The following is a 19,490-nucleotide window of genomic DNA, read 5'->3' on the forward strand; positions in this document are numbered from 1 at the left end:
TATCGAGCGGCGGGGTCAAGTGCGTACTGGCGGTCGGTCGCGGAGACGACAGAGGCGACTGGGTCAGCCGAGCGCCTCACGGCAAGGCGTCGGGTCGGGCGGGCGCGCTCAGGAGGACGAGGAGTCGTCTTCGTTCTTCAGCTCTTCGAGTTCGGCTTCGACCTCCTCGTCGGCCACCTCGGTCTCGACGTCCACGTCGGCGTCGCTCGCGCTCTCGCTCGATGACGACGACCCGGAGGACTTGCCCATCTCGGCCTTGAGCGTCTCCAGTTCGGTGTCGACTTCGGCGCTGGTGCGACCGGCTTCGAGCTCGCGCTCGATGGAGTCTTTGTCCGACAGCGCGTCGTCGAACGCGCCGGAGTCCATGAGCTCGTCCATCGCGGCCGAGCGGGCCTCCATCTCGTCGGTCTGCTCCTCGGCGCGTTCGAGCGCGCGCCCCACGTCGGCCATCTCGTCGCCGACGCCGGTCATCGCCTCGGAGACGCGGCTCGACGCCTCGGCGGCCTCGTAGCGGGCCTTCATCGTCTCCTTTTTCGTGCGGAACTCCTCGATGCGGCTCTGGAGTTCGTCCTTCTTGTTGACGAGTTGGTCTTGGGTCTCCTGCAGGCTGGCGATTTGCGTCTCCAGCTCCTCGATTTGGCTCATCTTGGCCTGCTTCTTTTCGAGCGCCTTGCGCGCGAGGTCCTCGCGGTCCTGCTGGACGGCCTCGCGGGCCTGGTCGTTGTGCTTTTCGACGTTCTCTTCGAGGCGGCGCTTCTGAATCTCCAGTCGCTTCTTCTGGGTGGTCAGGTCGGCGATGCCCTGTTTGACCTGCTGTAGCTCGTCGCGCATCTTCTCGTAGGAGTAGTCGAGCGTCTCGGTCGGGTCCTCCGCACGGTTGAGGAGGGCGTTTATCTTCGACCGGATGACGTACGACGTGCGAGAGAGAATTCCCATACCCAATTACTACGCGACGTTCGGCTTAAAACCTCACCAGCGCAACCTGTCTCTATGACCGAGACGATTCTCGTGCCCGGCGGCCGCGACGTGCGGGCGACCCTCGACCGCGCCCGCGGGGACGGCGCGGACGGCACCGACGACACCGGCGACGCGGCGGGCCAAGGCGCCGCGATTGTCGTCGCCTGCCCGCCCCATCCGCAACACCAGGGCCACCGCGGCGACGCCCGTCTCGTCGCCGTCAGCGACGCGCTCTCCGCCCGCGGCGTCGACTGTCTCCGCTTCGATTACGGCCCGTGGGACGAGGGCCACGGCGAGCGCGCCGACACCCTCCGGGCGGTCGAGTGGGCCGCGGAACGCTACGACCGCGTGGGCCTGTTCGGCTTCTCGTTCGGCGGCGCGATGGCGCTTCTCGCGGCCGCCGAGGGCGCGGACGCCGACGCCGTCTCCGCGCTCGCCCCCGCCGGGCGACTCGCCGACGACCTCGACGCCGTCGCCGCCTTCGACCGCATCCCCGTCCCCGTGCAGGTCATCTACGGCACCCGCGACGACGTCGCCGACTGGGAACCCGTCGTCGAGCGCGCCCGCGAGTACCACCAACCCGTCGTCGAGTTCGCGGCCGACCACTTCTTCATCGGCCAAGAAGAGAAGGTCGCGGCCGCCGTCGCCGACTTCCTCGTATCGAACCTCGGCGTCGAGTGAGAACGGGGGGGACGACGGGGGAGAGGAGAGCAACAGGGGCGAGCGACGGCGTCGCCCCCGACCCCAGCGACCCGCGACGAAACGACTCTCTCCCAACCATTCGACCGAACGACACTTCTGACTCGGCTCCGAAGCCGGGGCTATGGTCCCCCGCAAGCGGCTCGCCGCCGTCGTCGCCCTCCTCCTCGTCGGCGTCGCGCTGAGCCAGTCGTTCGCCGTCGCCACCTCCACCTCGTCGCTCGAATCGACGTACGAAGCCGAGCCGGTGACCGCCGACTCGCCGCCCGGTCTCGTCGCCTCCTACGACCCCGACGTGGTCAACCTCGCCGCGACGGTGAACCGGACGCCGCAACTCCGGGAGCCGGTCGCCACCGCCGCCCGCACCGGCCGGTACGACGGCGACATCGAACCCGAGGCGTACATGACCCTCTCGGACGTGAACGAAGACGCCGAGTTCGCCGTCTACGACGGCCGGTACTACCGGTTCTCGCTGAACGTCTCGGGCGACCCGGTCCGCGCGACCATCGAACTCGACCCGACCGACTGGGAGACGGTCGCCGCCGGGGCGTCGTCGCCCGCCGCGAACGCCAGCGCCGACGTGCGCGAGGCCATCGACGGCGGCACCGTCACCAACAGCACCTTCGTCGTGCCGGGGCTCTACGAGCGCGGCGGCGCGCACTACCTCGTCCACCCGGCGAACGAGGGCGAGATTCTCGGGAACTTCCTCGCCATCGTCGGCGGGTTCCTGTTCAACCCCATCGGCTGGGCGTACACCGTCGCGGGTCTCGGCCTCCTCGGTGCGTTCCGGATTCACCGACGCGCCCGCCCGCTGGACCGCCGAACCGCCGTACTGGTCGTTCCCGGCACGCTCGTCGCCATGTGGCTGGCGACGACGCTCACCAACACGGGGTCGCTCGGCATGCGCTACGTCCTCGTCCCCGGCATCGGCGTCGTGACCGCCTTCGGCCTGTTCGCCGGCTTCTGCATCCGCCGCGGGTCGTGGAAGTCGCTCGTCGGTTGGAGCGTCGCGCTCGTCGCGGTCGTCATCGCGGCCGACGCCGTCGCAATCGGTCTCGTCGGCACGATTTTCGGCACGCTCGGACTCGTCGTCGGCTGGTTCGGGAGCCTGTTGCTCGTTCCCTACGGCTACGCGCTGGCGGCTGACGCCGAAGACGAGGTCGAAGACGGACCGGGGGCGGTGACGGCCGCGGAGTTGGGTGACGGGTGACTCGGCTCTCGGGACTCGGTGTGTGAGCGTGGAGACAGAGGGGTAATCAGTTTCTCAGTTGTACTCGCGCCATCGGTAGCCGCACTCTTGATGCTTGCTAAGTTGAAGTTTGTTATTTTCTGTGTTTGACTCTCAACAGAGCCAAACCTCACGAGGATGGGATCCTTTTGCGAATTGCTTTGCGGAACCAGTCACCTCTATTAATATCTCTGTTATTCCAGTCCCTACTCTGGATTCTGAATAGGTAATACAGCTCGTGGACTAGCCAAGTGACCCACGAAAGGAGAACGAACACACCGAATAGTAGCTGTATTTGTGGATTCAATTGGTATGATTGGAGGAGGAAAAACAGTCCAGAAAACAGAAGCAGGCCGGAGTATCTGAGAGCTGTTATTTGTAGATGAAATATTACTACTCGAATGTCACTAAAGAGTTCCAGAATGAACGTGAGCATCAAGAAACCAGCACAGACAGTCAGGACTCCAATCGTAAGTTCCTGATAGTAGCCAATCTGGTTATCTTCCAGTATAAATTTAATCACCACTAATACGATAGCAAACAGGGCGACTGATTCTGATGCTGTTCTGTCAACCACTGACATTGAATCCTCAGCGGAGGGAGCTTCGGTAGTCGATGCTGGATTGATTAAAATCTGTCCAGCGGGAACAAATATAAAAATCCCAAGTAAAGCGAGATATATCAATCCTAAGGAAGTCATCTAACTATTTACGGTGTTCAAAGCAGTAGTCGTGTTCTCGCCCTACAACAGTTTTACATCCTGATTCAGTACAGGATTCCTGTAATGTGTCGGTTTCAGATTCGTCATTAGACATACTCAGTTTCGGTGTTTTGGACAAAATTTATGTTCTCGGCCTATGGTTTCGTCACATCCAGACTTAGCACACATACTAAGCTTTTGATCTATCTCAAAGGAGTCATCACCTAACATAATCACCCTCGGTGCTTCGGACAAAATTTGTGTTCTCGCCCAATACTGACTTTACAGCCGTCTTCGAAGCAAACTCTAACATTAGCCGATATACTCTGTTTATTTTCGTCATCAGACATAGCAGAATAGGTTAAGCCTCCCGGTGTTTAAAGCAGTAGTCGTGTTCCCGACCAATACGATTGCCACAGCCACTTTCCCTACAAACTCCTTGGAGCATCCGCTTTTTGTCATCTGTCATTATTCTTGATGCAGGGTGCAGAAATCGTGTTCCCGGCCAATTGGATTATCGCAACCAGTCTTTGAATAAGTCACATATCGTTTAATTGTGTCTCTATCGTCCTCACTCATACATCAAATCTGTAAATCTCAACACATCAGTTTTACGGGGATTAATGTGGTAGAGAGAACCTACGAAAATTACCAAATTTGTTCGACCACTTCTTTCGGATGTCCGAGTCTAAGTGGAGGCACTTCATTGTCGCTGTGACGCTCTTGTACCGGAGTTGTTCTCTCGGTGGTGTGGGCCGACGTGGTTCGCCCAATATGTTATGGCCCCGTGACAGATATTATTCCACGAGAACTCTCTGAACCGGCAGTATCCTACCTTTCCAATAGGCAATTCCGTTTGATGTTCTAATCTGAATTGACTAGACATGTGGTAAATTCTTTCAAAACTTGTCAAAAATATACCCTCTGCTTTCGGAGGTTTGGGCGGGCTGTTAGTTGTACTCGCGCCACCGATACCCACATTCCTGACATTTAAAGAACCGCGTCGGCGGTTCGTCGGCAGAGCCGGTCTGTTTGATGGTGTACCACGCTTCGGTGTGGCCGCAGTCGTCGCAGTGAACGTCCTTCGCGGTCGGTTTGCCCTCGAACTCAGCGCCCTCTTCGGTCTCGATGAGTTCGTCGCCCGACTGCGCCTCGGTGGAGACGAACTCCGCCGCGAGTTCCTCGTCGCGCTCGGCGGTCCCCTCGCAGTCGTCGTTCGTGCAGGTCATCGCGCCGTTCTGGCTCACCATCATCGAACCGCACTCGTCGCAGAACTGCATACCCGGCGGTAGCGGACCGAGGGCAAAGAAGCTGTCACTCCGTTCTGTCGCGGGAAGAATCAGAGTCGCCCCGCCGCGCGCGCCGTCAGTCGTCGTTGTCGACCATCGGGCAGTTTCGCACCCGGAAGTGGTCGCTGTCTTCGAGTTCGACGATGGTCGTCCCCTCGTGGTGGCACGCGAGTTTCGGCGGCTCGCCGAAGTGCTCACAGCGCTGGCAGAACTCGGTCTTGGGGACGACGTGGTCCGCGACGCCCTCGCTGGCGTCGACCGGGGTGGCCTCGGCGCCGACGCCGACGCCCTCCGCCTCCTCGCTGTCCCCGCCCTCGACGAGCGACGTCCACACGTCGTCGCGGTCGAGTTCGCCGACTTCGACCGACTCGAACAGTTCGGTCACGTCGTCGCGCTGGTCGGTGACTCGCGAGCGGTCGCGGCGCTCGGCCACGCGCCCCGCGAGGTCCGAAAGCGGGGCCGAATCGGCGTCGCCGTTGCGTCCGCCGCGGTCCGCTTCCGGGGGGCGCTCGGCGTCGGACGCGCCGTCCGTCGGGTCGTCGCGCTCGGCGCGGTCACCGCGGTCGCCGAAGGTGTACGTGTGGTCTCTCTCCGCGTCGTCCGGGGGGTCGTTGTCGTCGGTCATCGTCTTCGTGGGCTCTCAGTCGTCGCCGTGTTCGCTCCCCGCCGCGGCACCGGCACCCCGCTGGGCGGACTCCTCCTCTCGGGCGGCGGGGGACCGGTCGCGCTCGTCGATGGGGGCGTCGTCCGCGTCCGAACCGGAACCGGCGTCCCGCTCGTCGGGGATGGCCTCGTCGAGTAGGTCTTCGACCTCGTCGGTCGCGCCGGACGAGTCAGCCGCCTCCAGCGCGGGGAGCCGGCCGGTGTGGAGCGTCGCCGTCCCGAAGAACCCGGGCGACGACGACAGGTCGCGGAAGGGAGTCCGACACGACGGACAGCGGGGTTCCGCGAGCAGGTCGAGGTGGACGGTCGCGTCGCACTCCTCGCACCGCGCTTTCTTCTCGCCGGCCGCGTTCGCCGAACGGAGGAGTTCGGCGAGCGCCGTCCGTTCGAGGTCGGCGGCTTCGAGGTCCGCCGCCCGCCCGCGGAGGTCGAGGAGCGTCCGCGCGACCGTCCGGAGGTTCTCGTCGAGCGTCGCCGTCGTCTCGTCGAGGTAGCTGAGGATCTCCTCGAAATTCTCGAAGCCGGCGTCGAGTCGGTCGTCGAGGTCGGCCACGCGGTTGCGAACCGCGTGCACGTCGTCGGCCAGCCGGTCGAGTTCGCCGTCCAACTCGGGGTGCGCGTGGTCGCGCGGCGCCTTCTCGTCGGTCTCGCGTTTGACCTGGACGACGCGCGTCCGCACGTCGGCTATCTTCTCGTCGAGGTCGCCTTCGAGCGCCTCGACGCGACCCTCGACCCCGTCGAGTCGGTCGGGAACAGATTCGCTCTCGTCGATTGATTCGCCCGCGTCGATCACGGCGAGCCGGTAGGTCCCGAGGGCCCGCGCGAGCACCGTCTCCGGGTCGACGCCCTCCTCGTCGGCGCGCGCTTCGACCCACGTGCGGAGGTCGTCTGAGAGCGACAGCCCGTCTTCCCCTTCCATCTTCGTGTCCAGTTTGTCTACGGAGCCTTAAGAACTGTCCCCGAATCGGAGACAGGTTGTCGCACGACCCCGTCCCGGTTCGCTCAGCGAATCTTCCGCACGTCGCTCACGTCGAGGCCGCTTTCGTTGATTTCGGTCTCGAACTGCACGATGTTCTCGCTCTCCAGTCGGGCGAGCACGCCGCGGAACTCCTGGACGACCATCGTCCGCGCGCGTTTCGACCCGCCGGACTCCCACTCGAAAAGCAGTGTCCCGCCGGTCGCGCCCTTGAGGACGCCGAGTTCGGTCTTCGAGAGCGCCTCGGTGCTCGCGAGCACGAGGATGAGCCCGCCCCACTGGTAAGAGGCCTTCTCCAGCCCCTTGATGACCATCGCGATGTCCGACCACGTCATCTCGTCGGACTGGCTCGCCACGAGGTCGGTCAGGGAGTCGATGACGACGAGGTTCCCGGGGGCGTGTTCGCTCAGAGTGCTCCCCAGCGCGCCCAACACGGACTCGCGGTTGTGTCTGTGGCCGAGGTCCTCCAGCTTCGTCGGCTGGCCGAGGTACCACTCCCGCGGAATCGGGCTGAGCTGGAAGTACTCCGGCGAGAGGTCGTGGAACTCGATGTGTTCGACCGCGGACTCGACGACCTCGTCGTCCATCGTGTAGCCCATCTCGCGGCGCAGGTACTCCTCGCCGGAGGTAAAGGAGACGTAGTGAATCTCCGGCGGCGGCGTCGCGGTGTCCGCGAGCGAGCCGTAGTGGAGGTCGAACAGCTCCTCGTCGGTGTGCGAGAGGGCGTTCATCGTCGCGCTCGTGTAGAGGAACTCCCGAGCGCCCGCGCCGGACTCCCCCGCGAGGAGCACGACGTTCCCCGGGGGTGCGCCGCCGCCGATGATGCTGTCGAGGCGGGGGACGCCGAAGGGGATTTGAGACATACCGAAGCCGACTCGGCCGCGTCGGTTAGGCGTTTCGGGGAGCGCGGTGGGGCCGTCGCGGTCGCCACCTCCGACTCGCCCCGCGATGCTCGCACCCGTTTGCTCACGTCCGTTCGCTCACACCCGCTTCACTCGACGCGCGCGCCGCGGTTCCGCCCGCGGGCGACCGAGACGGTGCCGTCGATGTCGGCGTCGGCCAGCGCCGCCCGGCCCGCCTCGACCGCCTCGTCGACGTGGTCGGCGTCGGTGACGCCGTAGACGCACGGCCCCCACGACGACTGGCCCGCGCCGTAGACCACGGGCGACTCCGACAGCGACGAGACGAGCGCGCCGACCGGCGGCCGGTAGACGCCGCCCTGCTCGTCGGCGTACCACGTCCCGTTGAGCCGGCCGACGGACTCGACGGCCTCGCCGAACCGCTCGGCGGACCCCTCGGCGAGCGCCGGGAGGAGCCGCCGGGTGACGATGCCGGCGATGCGGTCGCCGGTCTGCGCGTCCGCGCGCTCGACGACGGAGCGCATGCTCGACTCCTCGGCCGCGCCGTTGCGGCCGGGGTCCGTGTCCGGGACGACGAGCAGGAATCGCCAGCGGTCGGGAACCTCGTGTCGGGCGGCGACCGCCGGCACCGACCACGAGCCGTCTTCCGGGCGGTCGGTGGTGAAGCGCGCGGTCGGGTGACCCGCGTCGAGGACGGCCCCGCCGGCTTCGAACGTGGCGACGCCGACGCCGGAGCGGCCGCCGCGACCCATCTCGGGGGCGAGGCGGCGCACGTCGGCCTCGCGGTCGGTGGCGGCCGCGACCGCCCGCAACACCGCGAGCGCGAGCTGTGTCCCGCTCCCGAGGCCGGCGTGTCGCGGCAGGGCGCGCTCGACCGAGACGTCGACGCCCTCGACGCCGAGGAGTTCGACCGCCTGCTCGGCGTACTCGCGGGCGGCGGGATGCCGGCACCGAACGTCGGCCGCGGGCTCGGCGGCGACGACCACCCGCGGCTCGTCGAGCGCGACGCCCACGCCGCCGTAGAGGCGGTCGCGGGCGAGGCTCAGATTGAGGAAACCGAAGTGGATGCGCGCGCCGGTCGAGACCCGAACCATGTCACCGGCTATCGGCGGGGACGCCAAAAGGGGGTTTCGACCATGGCAACGCGGGCCGGGGTCTCCCGCCGCTGTCGGTCGGTTTTGACTCTCACGGCGGGCGTCAGAAGAGGGCCGGACGCTCGACAGCGCGGGGAGAACGGGCGTGGGCCGAACCGAAGCGGGGTCGGGAACTCCAGCGAGACCGGTCGCGTCGGAGCGACCGCGTTACGAGGTCGTCTCGGTCGATTCCGTCTCGTCTGACTCGTACGCCACCGTCACCTCGTCGGCGACGGGCTGGAGGACGTACTTGCCCGCGTTCCCGGCCGTGACGGGCGTGAAGTCGGCCGTGAACGTGGTCGTCTCGTCGGCGCGAATCTCGAAGGACCGCTCGAACTTCAGCGGGGCGGAGCCGGGCACCTCGATGGTCGCGGACGACCCGTCTGCGAGGGTCGCGTCGGTCTCCGACACCTCGACCTGCAGGAACTCGTAGGTGCCCGTCTCCAGTTCGAACTCCTCGACGAGCGCGGAGGCGTCGCCCTGCAGTTCGACGAGGTCGAGTGCTGTGTCGCCCGCGTCGAGCGACTCCGCCTCGCCGTCGGCGAGTTTGACGCGGACTGTCGAGACCGTCACGACGCAGGACTCGAAATCGTCGATGTCGCCGGGCTTGTCGCTCACGCGGGTCGAGAGCGTCCCCGTCGTCGCGGACGCGGTGCCCATACAGCCGGCGAGGCCGGCGGTGGTTGCGGCGGCGATTCCGGCGGCGGACGTGAGGAAGCGTCGTCTGGTGTGTGTCATTGGTTGGTGTTCGCGTGTCTGCGGGGGTCGCGGCACTGCCGGGCGTCCCGGGGTGATGACTGGTGGGGGCCGCCCGCCCCCGCGACATCGACCGCTCTGCACGCCGCCGTATTGAATGGTGAAAACCGGCTCGCCGGCTTGCGGTCGTTGGCGTGAAATTCGGCTCGAACGGCGTCGAATTTCGCCGAGTTTCGTCGGAAAACGTGGGGTTCTCACCGCCTCCCCGCGCGGGTGGGCGGCGGACGGTATCGACTCAGCGCACGCGACAGACGTCCCCGTTAGTCGGCTGGTCGCGGGCGGGCGAGACGGCGTCGACGACGGGCAGGACGCTGAAGCCGGGCGACCCGCCGGTGGCGAAGCCGATGGCGAACACCGAGTAGGTTCGGCCGCCTTCGAGCGTCGTTCCGGGGAGGTCGAGCACGACCGTCCCGTCCGACGAGAGGACGACCTGCAGGTCGTACGTCCCGGCGGGGACTGTCTCGTAGTCCGAGACGTCGCCGAACGCCAGCCCCGAAAACAGCGTCGGGCCGTCTTTGACGACGATGTCGACCTCCGGCGCGTCGGGCGAGAAATGCGCGACGCGGACGCTGGCCTTGCCGTACGGTGCCGGGCGGTTCGTGTCCGCGAGCACGACGGCCGCGATGTCGGCGAGCACGCCCGTCGCCGCGACGGTGTAATCGCGGTTGCGACGGAGCGTGACCTCGGTGTCGATGACGACCGTCGAGGCGTCGCCAGCGGGCGTGACCTCGGTGTCGATGACGACCGTCGAGGCGTCGCCAGCGGGCGTGACCTCGACCTGATACGTCCCCGCGGGGACGGTGAAATAGTCGGACAAGACGCCGAACGGGACGCCCTGCAGGCCGGGGAAGGGGTCGCCGTTTACGTACACGTCTACGGGGGGCGCGTCGGGCGAGAAGTGGCCGACTCGGAACCGCGCGTCGCCCGCGGCGACGCCGCCGGGGCGTGCCGCCGCGGTCGTCGCGCCGCCTGCGAGCAGGAGACCGGTTGCGCCGAGGCTCTTCAGCATCGTTCGTCGGGAGAAAGACGACATTTGCAACTACCATGAAGGTCCGTGAAGATATTAATATATCTACAAATCAAATCGTGGAAGAAAGTCACCGAACCGAGACAGTCGGATGCTCCTGACCGTCTCAAACGAGTTCTTCCGCGACAACGTCGACCGCGAGCAGGTTCGGGTCGATGGCGAGGTCGGCTTGGCCCTTGGCGAACTCCGGGAGGGTGTCGTAGGCGTAGGTCACGACCCGCACGTCGGGGTTCAGCTCCTTGGCCACCGCGATGGCCGTCGCGTCGTCCATGTCGGTGAGCACGAGCAGGTCGGCGTCCTCGATGCCGGCCTCGCCGAGCGAGTCGGCGGAGGCGATGCCCGTGACGCGGACGACCGTCGCGCCCTCGTCTTCGAGCGCTTCGCCGAGTCCGTCGGGGTCCGCCCCCGCGACGACTGCCGTCGTCATTCGTACTCGATGGTCGCCGGCGGTTTGTGGGTCACGTCGTAGACGACGCGGGCGACGTTCTCGTTCGTCCCGGTGATGCGCGACTGGATGCGCTGGAGGGTGTCCCACGGCAGTTCCTGTGCGCGGGCGGTCATCCCGTCGCGCGACTCCACGGAGCGCACGGAGACGATCCAGCCGTGGACGCGGTTGTCACCCTTGACGCCGGTGCCCTTGCCGATGACGGCGGCGAACGCCTGCCACGGGTCGTGCTTTTCGGTCTCGTCTTCGACGACGTGACACGCGTCGCGGGCGACCTGTACCTTCTCGGGCGTGACTTCGCCGAGGACGCGGACCGCGAGTCCCGGCCCCGGGAACGGCATCCGCTCGGCGATGATGGATTCGAGGCCGAGCGCACGGGCGACCTCGCGGACCTCGTCTTTGTAGAGGTCGCGGACGGGTTCGACGATGCCCTCGAAGTCCACCACGTCCGGCAGGCCGCCGACGTTGTGGTGGGACTTGATGTTGCCCTCGGACTCGATGCGGTCGGGGTAGATGGTCCCCTGCACGAGGTACTGGGCGTCGGTCTCTTTGGCCTCGCGCTCGAACTCGCGGATGAACTGCTCGCCGATGACCTGGCGCTTTTCCTCGGGGTCGACGACGCCTTCGAGGGCGTCGAAAAAGCGGTCGCGGGCGTCGACGACGCGGAGGCTCTCCATGAAGGAGAAGGTGTCCGCAATCTGCTCGGTCTCGCCTTTGCGCATCAGGCCGGTGTCGACGTAGACCGGGGTGAGTTGCTCGCCGACGGCCTCGTAGGCGAGCGTCGCCGCGACGGAAGAGTCCACGCCGCCCGAGAGGGCGATGATGGCGTGTTCGTCGCCGATTTGGTCGCGAATCGATTCGGTCGCGTCTTCGATGAATTCGTCTACGTTTACCATTATGCGGTCACCTCTTCGTTGCCGAGTTCGCGCGCGTCGAGCTCGCCGAGGACCGCGCGGAGGAAGCCGAGGAACGGCGGGCTCGCGCGGTCGGGTCGGGAGCGGAACTCGGGGTGGAACTGCGTCCCGAAGAAGAACGGGTGGTTCGTCAGTTCGAGAATCTCCATGCGGTTTTCGGCGCGGCCGGAGAAGCGAAGCCCCTCGGATTCGAGCTCGTCGATGAGTTCGGGGTTCACCTCGTAGCGGTGGCGGTGGCGCTCCGTACAGGAGGTGTCGCCGTACACCGCCTCCGCGAGCGTGCCGGCGTCGATGTCGGTGTCGTGCGCGCCGAGGCGCATCGTGCCGCCCATCTCGTCGACCTCGTACTGCTCGGGCAGGAGGTCGATGACCGGGTAGGGCGTGTCGGGGTCGAGTTCGGCCGAGTGGGCCTCGTCGTGGCCGAGGACGTTCCGGGCCTGCTCGACGACGGCCATCTGGAAGCCCAGACAGAGACCGAGGAAGGGGACGTCGTTCTCGCGGGCGTAGCGGATGGCCTCGATTTTGCCGCCGGTTCCGCGGGAGCCGAAGCCGCCGGGGACGACGACGCCGTCGGCGTCCTTCAGGCGCTCTTCGTGCTTGTCGAGCATCTCGTCGGAGTCGACCCAGAGGATGTTCACGTCGACGCCGCACTCGATGCCCGCGTGCTTGAGCGCCTCGTGGATGGACATGTAGGCGTCTTCGAGGGCGTACTTGCCGACGAGCGCGATGTCGACCGAGCCGGTCCGGTCGGCCGTGACGAGCTCGCGCCACCGGTTGTCGCGGTCTTCCTTCGGGAGCGCCTCGTCGGCGATGCCGAGCCGCTCCATGACGTACTCGTCGAGGCCCTCCTCTTCGACCATCAGCGGGACGTGGTAGATGTCCGGCACGTCGGGGTTGGAGAACACGGCGGCGTCCGGCACGTCGCAGAACTGCGCGATTTTGCTCTTCGTCGCCGGTTCGAGTTTGTCGTCGGCGCGGCCGACGAGGATGTCCGGCTGGAGGCCGATGCTCCGAAGCTCCTTGACGGAGTGCTGGGTGGGCTTCGTCTTCTGCTCGCCGTTCTTCGAGTAGGGAACGAGCGTGACGTGCGTGAACAGCACGTCGCCGTCTTCCTCCTCGGAGGCGAACTGGCGGAGCGATTCGAGGAACGGCATCGACTCGATGTCGCCGACGGTGCCGCCGACCTCGACGAGACACACGTCGGTCCCCTCGGCCGCCTCGCGGATGCGGCGCTTGATGTCCTCCGTGACGTGCGGGATAATCTGGACCGTCTTCCCGAGGTAGTCGCCGTCGCGCTCCTTCTGGATGACGTGCTGGTAGGTCTTGCCCGTCGTGATGTTGTGGTCGGCGGTCATGTCGACGCCCAGGAACCGCTCGTAGTTCCCGAGGTCGAGGTCGACTTCCGCGCCGTCTTTCAGTACGTACACCTCCCCGTGCTCGTAGGGGTTCATGGTCCCGGCGTCGACGTTCAGGTACGGGTCAATCTTGACCGCGGTGACGTCGAACCCGGCGTTCTTCAGGAGTCGCCCGGTGCTCGCGGCCGTGATACCCTTCCCGAGGCCGGACATGACACCCCCGGTTACGAAAATGAACTTGCGCCCCATCTCTGGGTCGTATTCGTCCGTCGGCATACTGACCGTGTGCGAGCGTACTTCAAAACCATTTCGGAGGGAACATCGTGTGCCAGAGCACCGCACGCACCAGAATCCGAGAGAATCGCGCGACTGCGACGCGGCGGCGACGCCGACGCGACGGTGTGCGCCCGGTCAGTCCAGCCTTTTAATGACTCGCGCCGGGTTGCCGCCGACGACCACCGAGTCGGGAACGTCCTTCGTGACGACCGCGCCCGAGGCGACCACCGCGTCGTCGCCGATGGTGACGCCGGGGTTGACGACCGCCCGCCCGCCGAGCCACGCGTTGTCGCCGATTGTCACCGGCTCGCCCGACTCGGGGCCTTTGATTCGCTCCGCGGCGTCGAGCGGGTGGGTCGCCGTGTAGACGTGCACCCCCGGCCCGAGCTGGCAGTTGTCGCCGATGGTGATGAGACAGACGTCGAGGAAGACGCAGTCGAAGTTGGCGAAGAAGCGCTCGCCGACGCGGACGTTGTAGCCGTAGTCACAGCGGAACGGCGGCTCGATTCCGAACGACTCGCCGACCTCCCCGAACAGCTCCCGAATCAGTTCCTCGCGGCGCTCGGTCTGCGTCTCGTCGGTCTCGTTGAACTGGCGCGTGAGTCGACGCGCGCGCTCGCGCTCGGCGACGAGTTCCGGGTCGCTCGCGTCGTACGGGTCGCCGGCGAGCATCTTCTCCTTCTCGGAGGGCATACCGGCGATAACTGGCGGGTGGGTGGTAAGTGTATCCACGGCTTCCGCAACCGCAGGATTTGACTCGCCCGCCCGCGACCGTCCGTCCATGAAGGACTTCCCGCGACTCGGCTTCGGGACGTACAAACTCGAAGACCGCGACGAGTGCGTCGAGGCCGTGAAGACCGCCCTCGACGCCGGCTACCGCCACGTCGACACGGCCCAGATGTACCACAACGAGGAGTTCGTCGGCGAGGGGCTCGCCGAATCGGACGTCGATGCCGACGACGTGTTCGTGGCGACGAAGCTCGACACGGACAACCTCGGCTCCGACGACGTGTTGGAGACGGCCCGCGAGTCCGCCGAGAGACTCGGTGTCGACACCATCGACCTCCTGTACGTCCACTGGCCGCTCGACAGCTACGACGAAGACGAGACGCTCGCGGCCCTCGACGAACTCGTCGAGGAGGGCGTCATCGACCACGTCGGCCTGAGCAACTTCCGACCCGACCAGCTCGAATCGGCCATCGAGACGCTCGACGCGCCGGTGTTCGCCCATCAGGTCGAGATGCACCCGATGCTTCAGCAGACCGAACTCCGCGAGTTCGCCGCGGACCACGGCCACCGACTGGTCGCCTACTCGCCAATCGCGCGCAATCAGGTCGCCGACGAGGCGGTCATCGTCGACATCGCCGAGAAGCACGACGCGTCGCCCGCGCAGGTCGCCCTCGCGTGGCTGATAGCAAAGGGCGCGACGCCCATCCCGAAGGCCGCCTCGCCCGACCACATCCGCGACAACTTCGCCGCGCTCGACCTCGACCTCGACGAGGAGGACGTGGCCGCCATCGACGCCCTCGATTCGACCCACCGCATCGTCGACTTCGACGAAGCGCCGTGGAACCACGCCTGAGCTGAGCCGACCTGCCCCCGGCCGACGGCCGCGACGCTGAAGCCTCCATTTTCGACTGTTCGACCGCTCTGTATCCAATATTCGTCATCATGGACGCCCCGTCAAAACGGGACGTGCGACCCCGCCACAAACGGGGTGAAAATATATGATGGACTCGCCCGTACCGTCGAATATGGCAACGGTGGTGGTGTGCCCGCACTGCGGACAGGAAGTCGAATCGAGATACGAGGGCGACGCCGACTTCGACGGTGTCAGACAGCGATTAAAAAGCGAGTATCGCGTCGCGCGGCAGACCTGCCCGGTCTGTTCGAACCCGTACGACCTCCGTCGGGCCTAATCGCCCCCGGCGGCGCGGCGACGGAGTCCTCGGCGGGTGGCCGAGGGCGTCGGCGTCGCGGTCGCGTTATCCCGTGTTCTTCATCCCGGCGGCGATGCCTTTGACCGTGAGCCGCAGGGTCTGTTCTTCCTCGTCGGTCCGGTGGGTCTGCGACAGCAGGTGCGTCTGCAGGAGGTTCAGCGGGTCGACGTAGGGGTTGCGGCGGCGGAGGCTCTCTTCGAGCCACTCGCGCTTCAGGAGGCTACTGCGCTCGCTGATGTCGAGCATCAGCCCCGCGGCGTCTTCGTACTCGTCGGTGAGCCGGGTGAAGAACTCCTCGCGGAGTTCCTCGTCGGCGAGGTTCGCGTACTCCGTGGCGATTTCGAGGTCGGTGCGCGCCAGCGCCATCGCGGCGTTGTCGAACGTGCTCCGGAAGAACGCCCACTCGTCGTACATCTCGCGGAGGTCGTCCATGTCGCCGCCGTCTTCGAGGAAGGCGTTGACGCCGGCGGCCAGCGAGTACCAGCCGGGGAGGATACACCGCGACTGGGTCCACGAGAACACCCACGGGATGGCCCGCAGGTCCTCGACGCTCCGCTCGTCGGACCGGGAGGCCGGCCGGGAGCCGAGGTTGAGCTCCTCGATGACGGTGATGGGGGTCGCCTGCTCGAAGTAGGAGACGAAGCCGTCGGCTTCGAGGAGGTTCCGGTACTCCTCGCGGGCGGCGGCCGCCATGGTGTCCATGGCGTCGACCCAGCGGTCGGGCACCTCCTCTTCGGGCGTCCGAATCGCCTGCAGGCGGGCGCGAATCTGGGCGTTGAGCATCTGTTCGAGGTTCCGCTCCGCGATGCGCGGGTTGGCGTACTTCTCGGCGATGGCCTCGCCCTGCTCGGTGAACTTAATCTGCCCCGTGACGGTCTCGTTGGGGAGCGCGAGCATGGCCTCGTTCATCGGGCCGCCGCCGCGGGAGATGGAGCCGCCGCGGCCGTGGAACAGCCGCATCGTCACGTCGAAGTCGTCGCAGATGTCGGCGAGGCGGCGCTGGTTCTTGTAAAGGTCCCAGTTGGCCGCGAGGAAGCCGTTTTCCTTGTTGGAGTCGGAGTAGCCCAGCATGATTTCCTGGACGTCGTTCCGCGCGGCGAGCGCCTGCTCGTAGGCCTCGTTTTCGAACAGCGTGCCCATGATACGGCGCGCGCCGTTGAGCGCCGACTCGGTTTCGAGAAGCGGGACCACGTCGATGCCGCAGTGGTCGGGCATGGAGACGACGCCCGCCTGGTCGGCGAGGAACAGCACTTCGAGGACGTGCGACGGCTCTTCGGTCATCGAGATGCAGTACGTGTCGATGGCGCCGACGCCGTACTCGCGCTGCCACTCGCCGAGCTTGCGGAAGCGGCGGAGGACGCGCTCGGCCGTCTCCGACACGTCGCCCGGCTCTTCGAGGTCGACGACCGGCTCGTCCTGCAGAATCGCGTCCGTGAGGAGTTCGACGCGCTCGTCCTCGGAGCTACCGTAGTAGTCGAGGCCCTCGTGGGCCAGCGCCTCGTGGACGGCCTCGGTGTGGTTCTCCTGGTGGTCGCGGAGGTCGAGGCTGGCGAGGGTGAAGCCGAACGTGTCGACCTGTCGCATCAGGGGCTCGACGTACACGTCGGCGACCTGCGCCGCGCCGGTCCGGCGGAGGCTGGTGTCGATGACTTCGAGGTCGGCCATGAGTTCGCTCGCGTCGGCGTAGCCGTTCGGGCGGACGTCCTCGACGCGGCGGAGCCGCTCGCGCATCAGCTTGAGCTTCTGGCGGTACGGCTCGTTGGGGTAGCGCTCGTCGGACTCCTCGGCGACGACGGGGAGGAGCTCGCGGTCCGCCTTCAGCGAGCGTTCGAGCTCGTGGCCCGGGTCGATTCGCGTCGCGTCCTGACTCAGCACACCGGAGAGACGCTTGAGCGAGTCGCTGTACTTTTCGAGGGCGACGCTCCGCTGGCGTTCGAGCGTGTCTTCAGTCACCTCGGGCGTGACGAAGGGGTTGCCGTCGCGGTCGGAGCCGGCCCACGAGCGGAACTCGAACAGCTTCGGCACGTCGAGGCCGGGGTACTCGGCGCGGAGCTCCTCTTCGAGTTCCTCGTACACCTCGCCGACCACGTCGAAAAGCGTGTTTTCGAGGTACCACTGGACGTTTCGGGCCTCGTCGGTCGGCTCCGGGCGGCGGTCGCGGACCTGCGAGGTCTGCCAGAGGCTCGTCACCTCGGCGACGACGTGCCGCCACTCCTGGTCGTGTTCGAGGTCGGTGAGGCGGCGCTCGTCGAGCGTCTCCAGCCGGTTGGCGATGGAGCGGAGCTTCGATTTCACCGTCTTCCGGCGGGCCTCGGTCGGGTGGGCCGTAAAGGTCGGCTCGATGAGCACGTCTTCGAGGACGCGTCCCAGAAGCTCCTCGTCGACCTCCTCGTCGTCCAGCGCGTCGAGCGTGTCGAGGATGCCGTCTTCGAGCGTCCCCTCTTGGGACGCCTCGCGGATGACGCGAACCCGCTCGCGCTCCTCGGCGAGGTTGATGAGTTCGAAGTAGGTGGTGAACGCGCGGGCGACGACGCTCTCGCGCTCCGGTTCGAGGTCGCCGACCACGTCGTAGAGTCGCTCGCGCGACCCGGACTCGCCTTTCCGGTAGGCGATGGCCGCCTGTCGAAGCTCTTCGACCGTCTCGAACGACGCCGTCGACGTCTGCGCTTCGAGCACGTCCCCGAGCAGTGCCCCCAGCTCGCGGACATCTTGCCGCACGTCTCTGGTGTGCAATCGCATCCTACTCGAATACGAGTACCACATTCTAAAAGGCCACGAGTAACGCCGAAAATTTGCCCGGAGATGGGTCCTAAACGAACGTTTCTAATGGTTTGTACAGTTTCTCCGGCCGCGGGGTCGGCGGGCCGAACCCCTCGCGGGCGGCCGTTTCGTGGGGCGTACTAACACGGTTGATTCGTCACGCTTTTACTGACCGGGTCGAAGGTGGATGTATGAGCGATAGCGACAAGTACCCCGCCGATTCGGGTCGCCGTCGGTTCGTCAAGGGCGTCGTCGGGGGAGCGGCGCTCGCGGGCGTGGGAACGACAGGCGCGGCCGCCATCAACACCGCAACGTCGTCCACCGGTTCCGGCGGTGGGCCGACGCAGGCGTACGCCATCGAGAACACCGGCGGTCCCGCACCGCGCGGCATGCCGCAGATTCCGATCGAGATCGACGACGAGGGCTACATCAGAGGCGTCTGGCCCGAGGTCCAGACCGTCACCCAGAACGGTGTGGAAGTCGAACTCGCCATCAGCGAGGACTACCAGGGCACGGGCGTCACCTACTCGCAGGACTGGTTCCAGTACTGCGGCGTCCAGACCTACGACGGGCTGAACCCGACGTTCGAGTCGGACAACTACTTCCGCTCCGACAACGGGGCCTACGACTGGCAGTCCGAGACCTACAGCGCCGGCGACCGCCTGAACGTCAACGACTTCGACGAGTACGAGACGTGGGGCAACGGCATCGGGCAGGCCGGTCTCGGAATGCCCGCGACCGGGACGTGGCGCTCGCAGGACACCGAGGACACGATGCCGATTCAGGTGGTCCGCTCGACGCGCATCGAGGAGGCCGCACAGGACAACGAGTGGCTCGCCGCCTCGACGGACCAGGGCGTCATCGCGTGGCTCAACAAGTGTACGCACTTCTGCTGTGTCCCCGGCTACAAGCAGTCGGCCAGCTCCGCCACGTTCGGCGGCGAAGACGGCGTCTACTGTCAGTGCCACCAGTCCACCTACGACCCCTTCACCATCGTCGAGACGCTCTTTACGGCACTGCCGCGCCCGAGCGAGTAACCTCGCCTCGGCGCCCGCCTTCCCGCTTCGCGACCGGCCGCGACGCGTCCCTCCGTTCCGTTCTATCTCGTCCTGTTCCATCCCGTGCCGACGTACCCCGTTTCGCGTGCTGACAGACCGGCGGCTCTCGGGTCGTCAGTTAGGGTTCGAGAACCACCCACCGACCGGGCGACGTCGCTCCCGGGCGACGACCGCGCGCTAGCCGCCGCTGACCGGCGGGAACAGCGCGAGTTCGTCGCCGGCGGCCGTCGCCTCGCCGAGCGCGGCCGCCTCGCCGTTCCGGAGGACGTTGATGTGGTCGTACAGTTCGCCGTCGTCGCCGAACACCCGCGATTCGAGCGCCGGGTGCGCCCCGACGAGGGCGTCGAGCGCGTCGCCGACGGTCGCGTCGCCGTCGACGTCGACTCGAACGGTGCGCGCGCCGGCGACTTCCGCGAGGTCGGCGAACAGCTTCCACTCCATACTCCCGTCTCGT

Annotated in this window: 20 protein-coding genes; 5 read left to right on the forward strand and 15 right to left on the reverse strand. The window is 66.2% G+C overall.

Translation table 11 applies throughout. The features are described 5' to 3' along the window. Positions 1–108: 108 nt before the first annotated feature. On the reverse strand, positions 109–936 hold the full coding sequence (locus C441_RS11730) for a PspA/IM30 family protein (protein ID WP_004969511.1): 828 nt from the start codon (positions 934–936) through the stop codon (positions 109–111). Between the two features lie 54 nt (positions 937–990). On the opposite strand from C441_RS11730, the gene C441_RS11735 reads away from it, so the two are divergent. Together C441_RS11735 and C441_RS11740 are read left to right on the forward strand one after the other, a co-directional pair. Next, positions 991–1,638: a dienelactone hydrolase family protein gene (locus tag C441_RS11735; protein WP_007275272.1), complete on the forward strand. Its 648-nt coding sequence runs from the start codon at positions 991–993 to the stop codon at positions 1,636–1,638. A 142-nt stretch (positions 1,639–1,780) separates the two neighbouring features. Further along, positions 1,781–2,866, forward strand: a complete 1,086-nt coding sequence (locus C441_RS11740) for a hypothetical protein (protein WP_007275273.1) — start codon at positions 1,781–1,783, stop codon at positions 2,864–2,866. A gap of 148 nt (positions 2,867–3,014) precedes the next feature. Here C441_RS11740 and C441_RS19540 read toward each other — a convergent pair whose 3' ends face one another. The 12 genes from C441_RS19540 to C441_RS11795 all read right to left on the reverse strand — a co-directional run bounded on the left by C441_RS19540 (position 3,015) and on the right by C441_RS11795 (position 13,971). Then, on the reverse strand, positions 3,015–3,584 hold the full coding sequence (locus tag C441_RS19540) for a hypothetical protein (protein ID WP_152420726.1): 570 nt from the start codon (positions 3,582–3,584) through the stop codon (positions 3,015–3,017). Positions 3,585–4,534: 950 nt separating this feature from the next. Then, positions 4,535–4,864: a transcription factor S gene (locus tag C441_RS11745; RefSeq protein ID WP_007275274.1), complete on the reverse strand. Its 330-nt coding sequence runs from the start codon at positions 4,862–4,864 to the stop codon at positions 4,535–4,537. 85 nt (positions 4,865–4,949) lie between these two features. Beyond that, positions 4,950–5,498, reverse strand: a complete 549-nt coding sequence (locus C441_RS11750; RefSeq protein ID WP_007275275.1) for a hypothetical protein — start codon at positions 5,496–5,498, stop codon at positions 4,950–4,952. A gap of 15 nt (positions 5,499–5,513) precedes the next feature. Further along, positions 5,514–6,455: a hypothetical protein gene (locus C441_RS11755; RefSeq protein WP_007275276.1), complete on the reverse strand. Its 942-nt coding sequence runs from the start codon at positions 6,453–6,455 to the stop codon at positions 5,514–5,516. An 83-nt stretch (positions 6,456–6,538) separates the two neighbouring features. Beyond that, complete coding sequence (locus tag C441_RS11760) at positions 6,539–7,375, reverse strand: RAD55 family ATPase (RefSeq protein WP_007275277.1); 837 nt, start codon at positions 7,373–7,375, stop codon at positions 6,539–6,541. 128 nt (positions 7,376–7,503) lie between these two features. Further along, the gene (locus C441_RS11765) at positions 7,504–8,466 is read right to left on the reverse strand and encodes a beta-ribofuranosylaminobenzene 5'-phosphate synthase family protein (RefSeq protein ID WP_007275278.1); all 963 of its coding nucleotides are present in this window, start codon (positions 8,464–8,466) and stop codon (positions 7,504–7,506) included. 207 nt (positions 8,467–8,673) lie between these two features. Next, positions 8,674–9,243 carry a DUF4382 domain-containing protein gene (locus C441_RS11770; protein ID WP_007275279.1) on the reverse strand — a complete coding sequence of 190 codons (570 nt, stop codon included), beginning with the start codon at positions 9,241–9,243 and terminating at the stop codon, positions 8,674–8,676. A gap of 253 nt (positions 9,244–9,496) precedes the next feature. Further along, positions 9,497–10,270, reverse strand: a complete 774-nt coding sequence (locus tag C441_RS11775) for a DUF4397 domain-containing protein (RefSeq protein ID WP_007275280.1) — start codon at positions 10,268–10,270, stop codon at positions 9,497–9,499. A 124-nt stretch (positions 10,271–10,394) separates the two neighbouring features. After that, entirely contained in the window at positions 10,395–10,715 is a 321-nt protein-coding gene (locus tag C441_RS11780) for a DUF7126 family protein (RefSeq protein WP_004969520.1), read from the reverse strand. Next, positions 10,712–11,629, reverse strand: coding sequence for a glutamine-hydrolyzing GMP synthase (gene guaA, locus C441_RS11785; protein WP_004969521.1), 918 nt, complete (start codon positions 11,627–11,629; stop codon positions 10,712–10,714). The genes C441_RS11780 and guaA overlap by 4 nt, the downstream gene beginning before the upstream one ends. Next, positions 11,629–13,278, reverse strand: coding sequence for a glutamine hydrolyzing CTP synthase (gene pyrG, locus C441_RS11790; RefSeq protein ID WP_007275281.1), 1,650 nt, complete (start codon positions 13,276–13,278; stop codon positions 11,629–11,631). The genes guaA and pyrG overlap by 1 nt, the downstream gene beginning before the upstream one ends. 135 nt (positions 13,279–13,413) lie before the next feature. Beyond that, positions 13,414–13,971 (reverse strand): sugar O-acetyltransferase, encoded by a 558-nt coding sequence (locus C441_RS11795; protein WP_007275282.1) that lies wholly within the window; start codon positions 13,969–13,971, stop codon positions 13,414–13,416. Between the two features lie 88 nt (positions 13,972–14,059). On the opposite strand from C441_RS11795, the gene C441_RS11800 reads away from it, so the two are divergent. Both C441_RS11800 and C441_RS19945 read left to right on the forward strand, forming a co-directional pair. Further along, entirely contained in the window at positions 14,060–14,860 is an 801-nt protein-coding gene (locus C441_RS11800; protein WP_007275283.1) for an aldo/keto reductase, read from the forward strand. A 172-nt stretch (positions 14,861–15,032) separates the two neighbouring features. Beyond that, positions 15,033–15,197 carry a hypothetical protein gene (locus C441_RS19945; protein ID WP_167321011.1) on the forward strand — a complete coding sequence of 55 codons (165 nt, stop codon included), beginning with the start codon at positions 15,033–15,035 and terminating at the stop codon, positions 15,195–15,197. Positions 15,198–15,263: 66 nt separating this feature from the next. Here the strand turns inward: C441_RS19945 and ppc are convergent, their stop codons facing one another. Then, positions 15,264–17,957: a phosphoenolpyruvate carboxylase gene (gene ppc, locus C441_RS11805; RefSeq protein WP_007275284.1), complete on the reverse strand. Its 2,694-nt coding sequence runs from the start codon at positions 17,955–17,957 to the stop codon at positions 15,264–15,266. A 212-nt stretch (positions 17,958–18,169) separates the two neighbouring features. Here ppc and C441_RS11810 point away from each other — a divergent pair, with 212 nt between their 5' ends. Then, positions 18,170–19,015, forward strand: a complete 846-nt coding sequence (locus C441_RS11810) for a hypothetical protein (RefSeq protein WP_004969527.1) — start codon at positions 18,170–18,172, stop codon at positions 19,013–19,015. A gap of 198 nt (positions 19,016–19,213) precedes the next feature. On the opposite strand, the gene samp1 is transcribed toward C441_RS11810, so the two are convergent. Then, positions 19,214–19,477: a ubiquitin-like modifier protein SAMP1 gene (gene samp1, locus C441_RS11815; protein WP_007275285.1), complete on the reverse strand. Its 264-nt coding sequence runs from the start codon at positions 19,475–19,477 to the stop codon at positions 19,214–19,216. Between the last annotated feature and the right edge of the window lie 13 nt (positions 19,478–19,490).

Source organism: Haloferax sulfurifontis ATCC BAA-897 (genome assembly GCF_000337835.1).
GTDB classification, from domain to species: domain Archaea; phylum Halobacteriota; class Halobacteria; order Halobacteriales; family Haloferacaceae; genus Haloferax; species Haloferax denitrificans.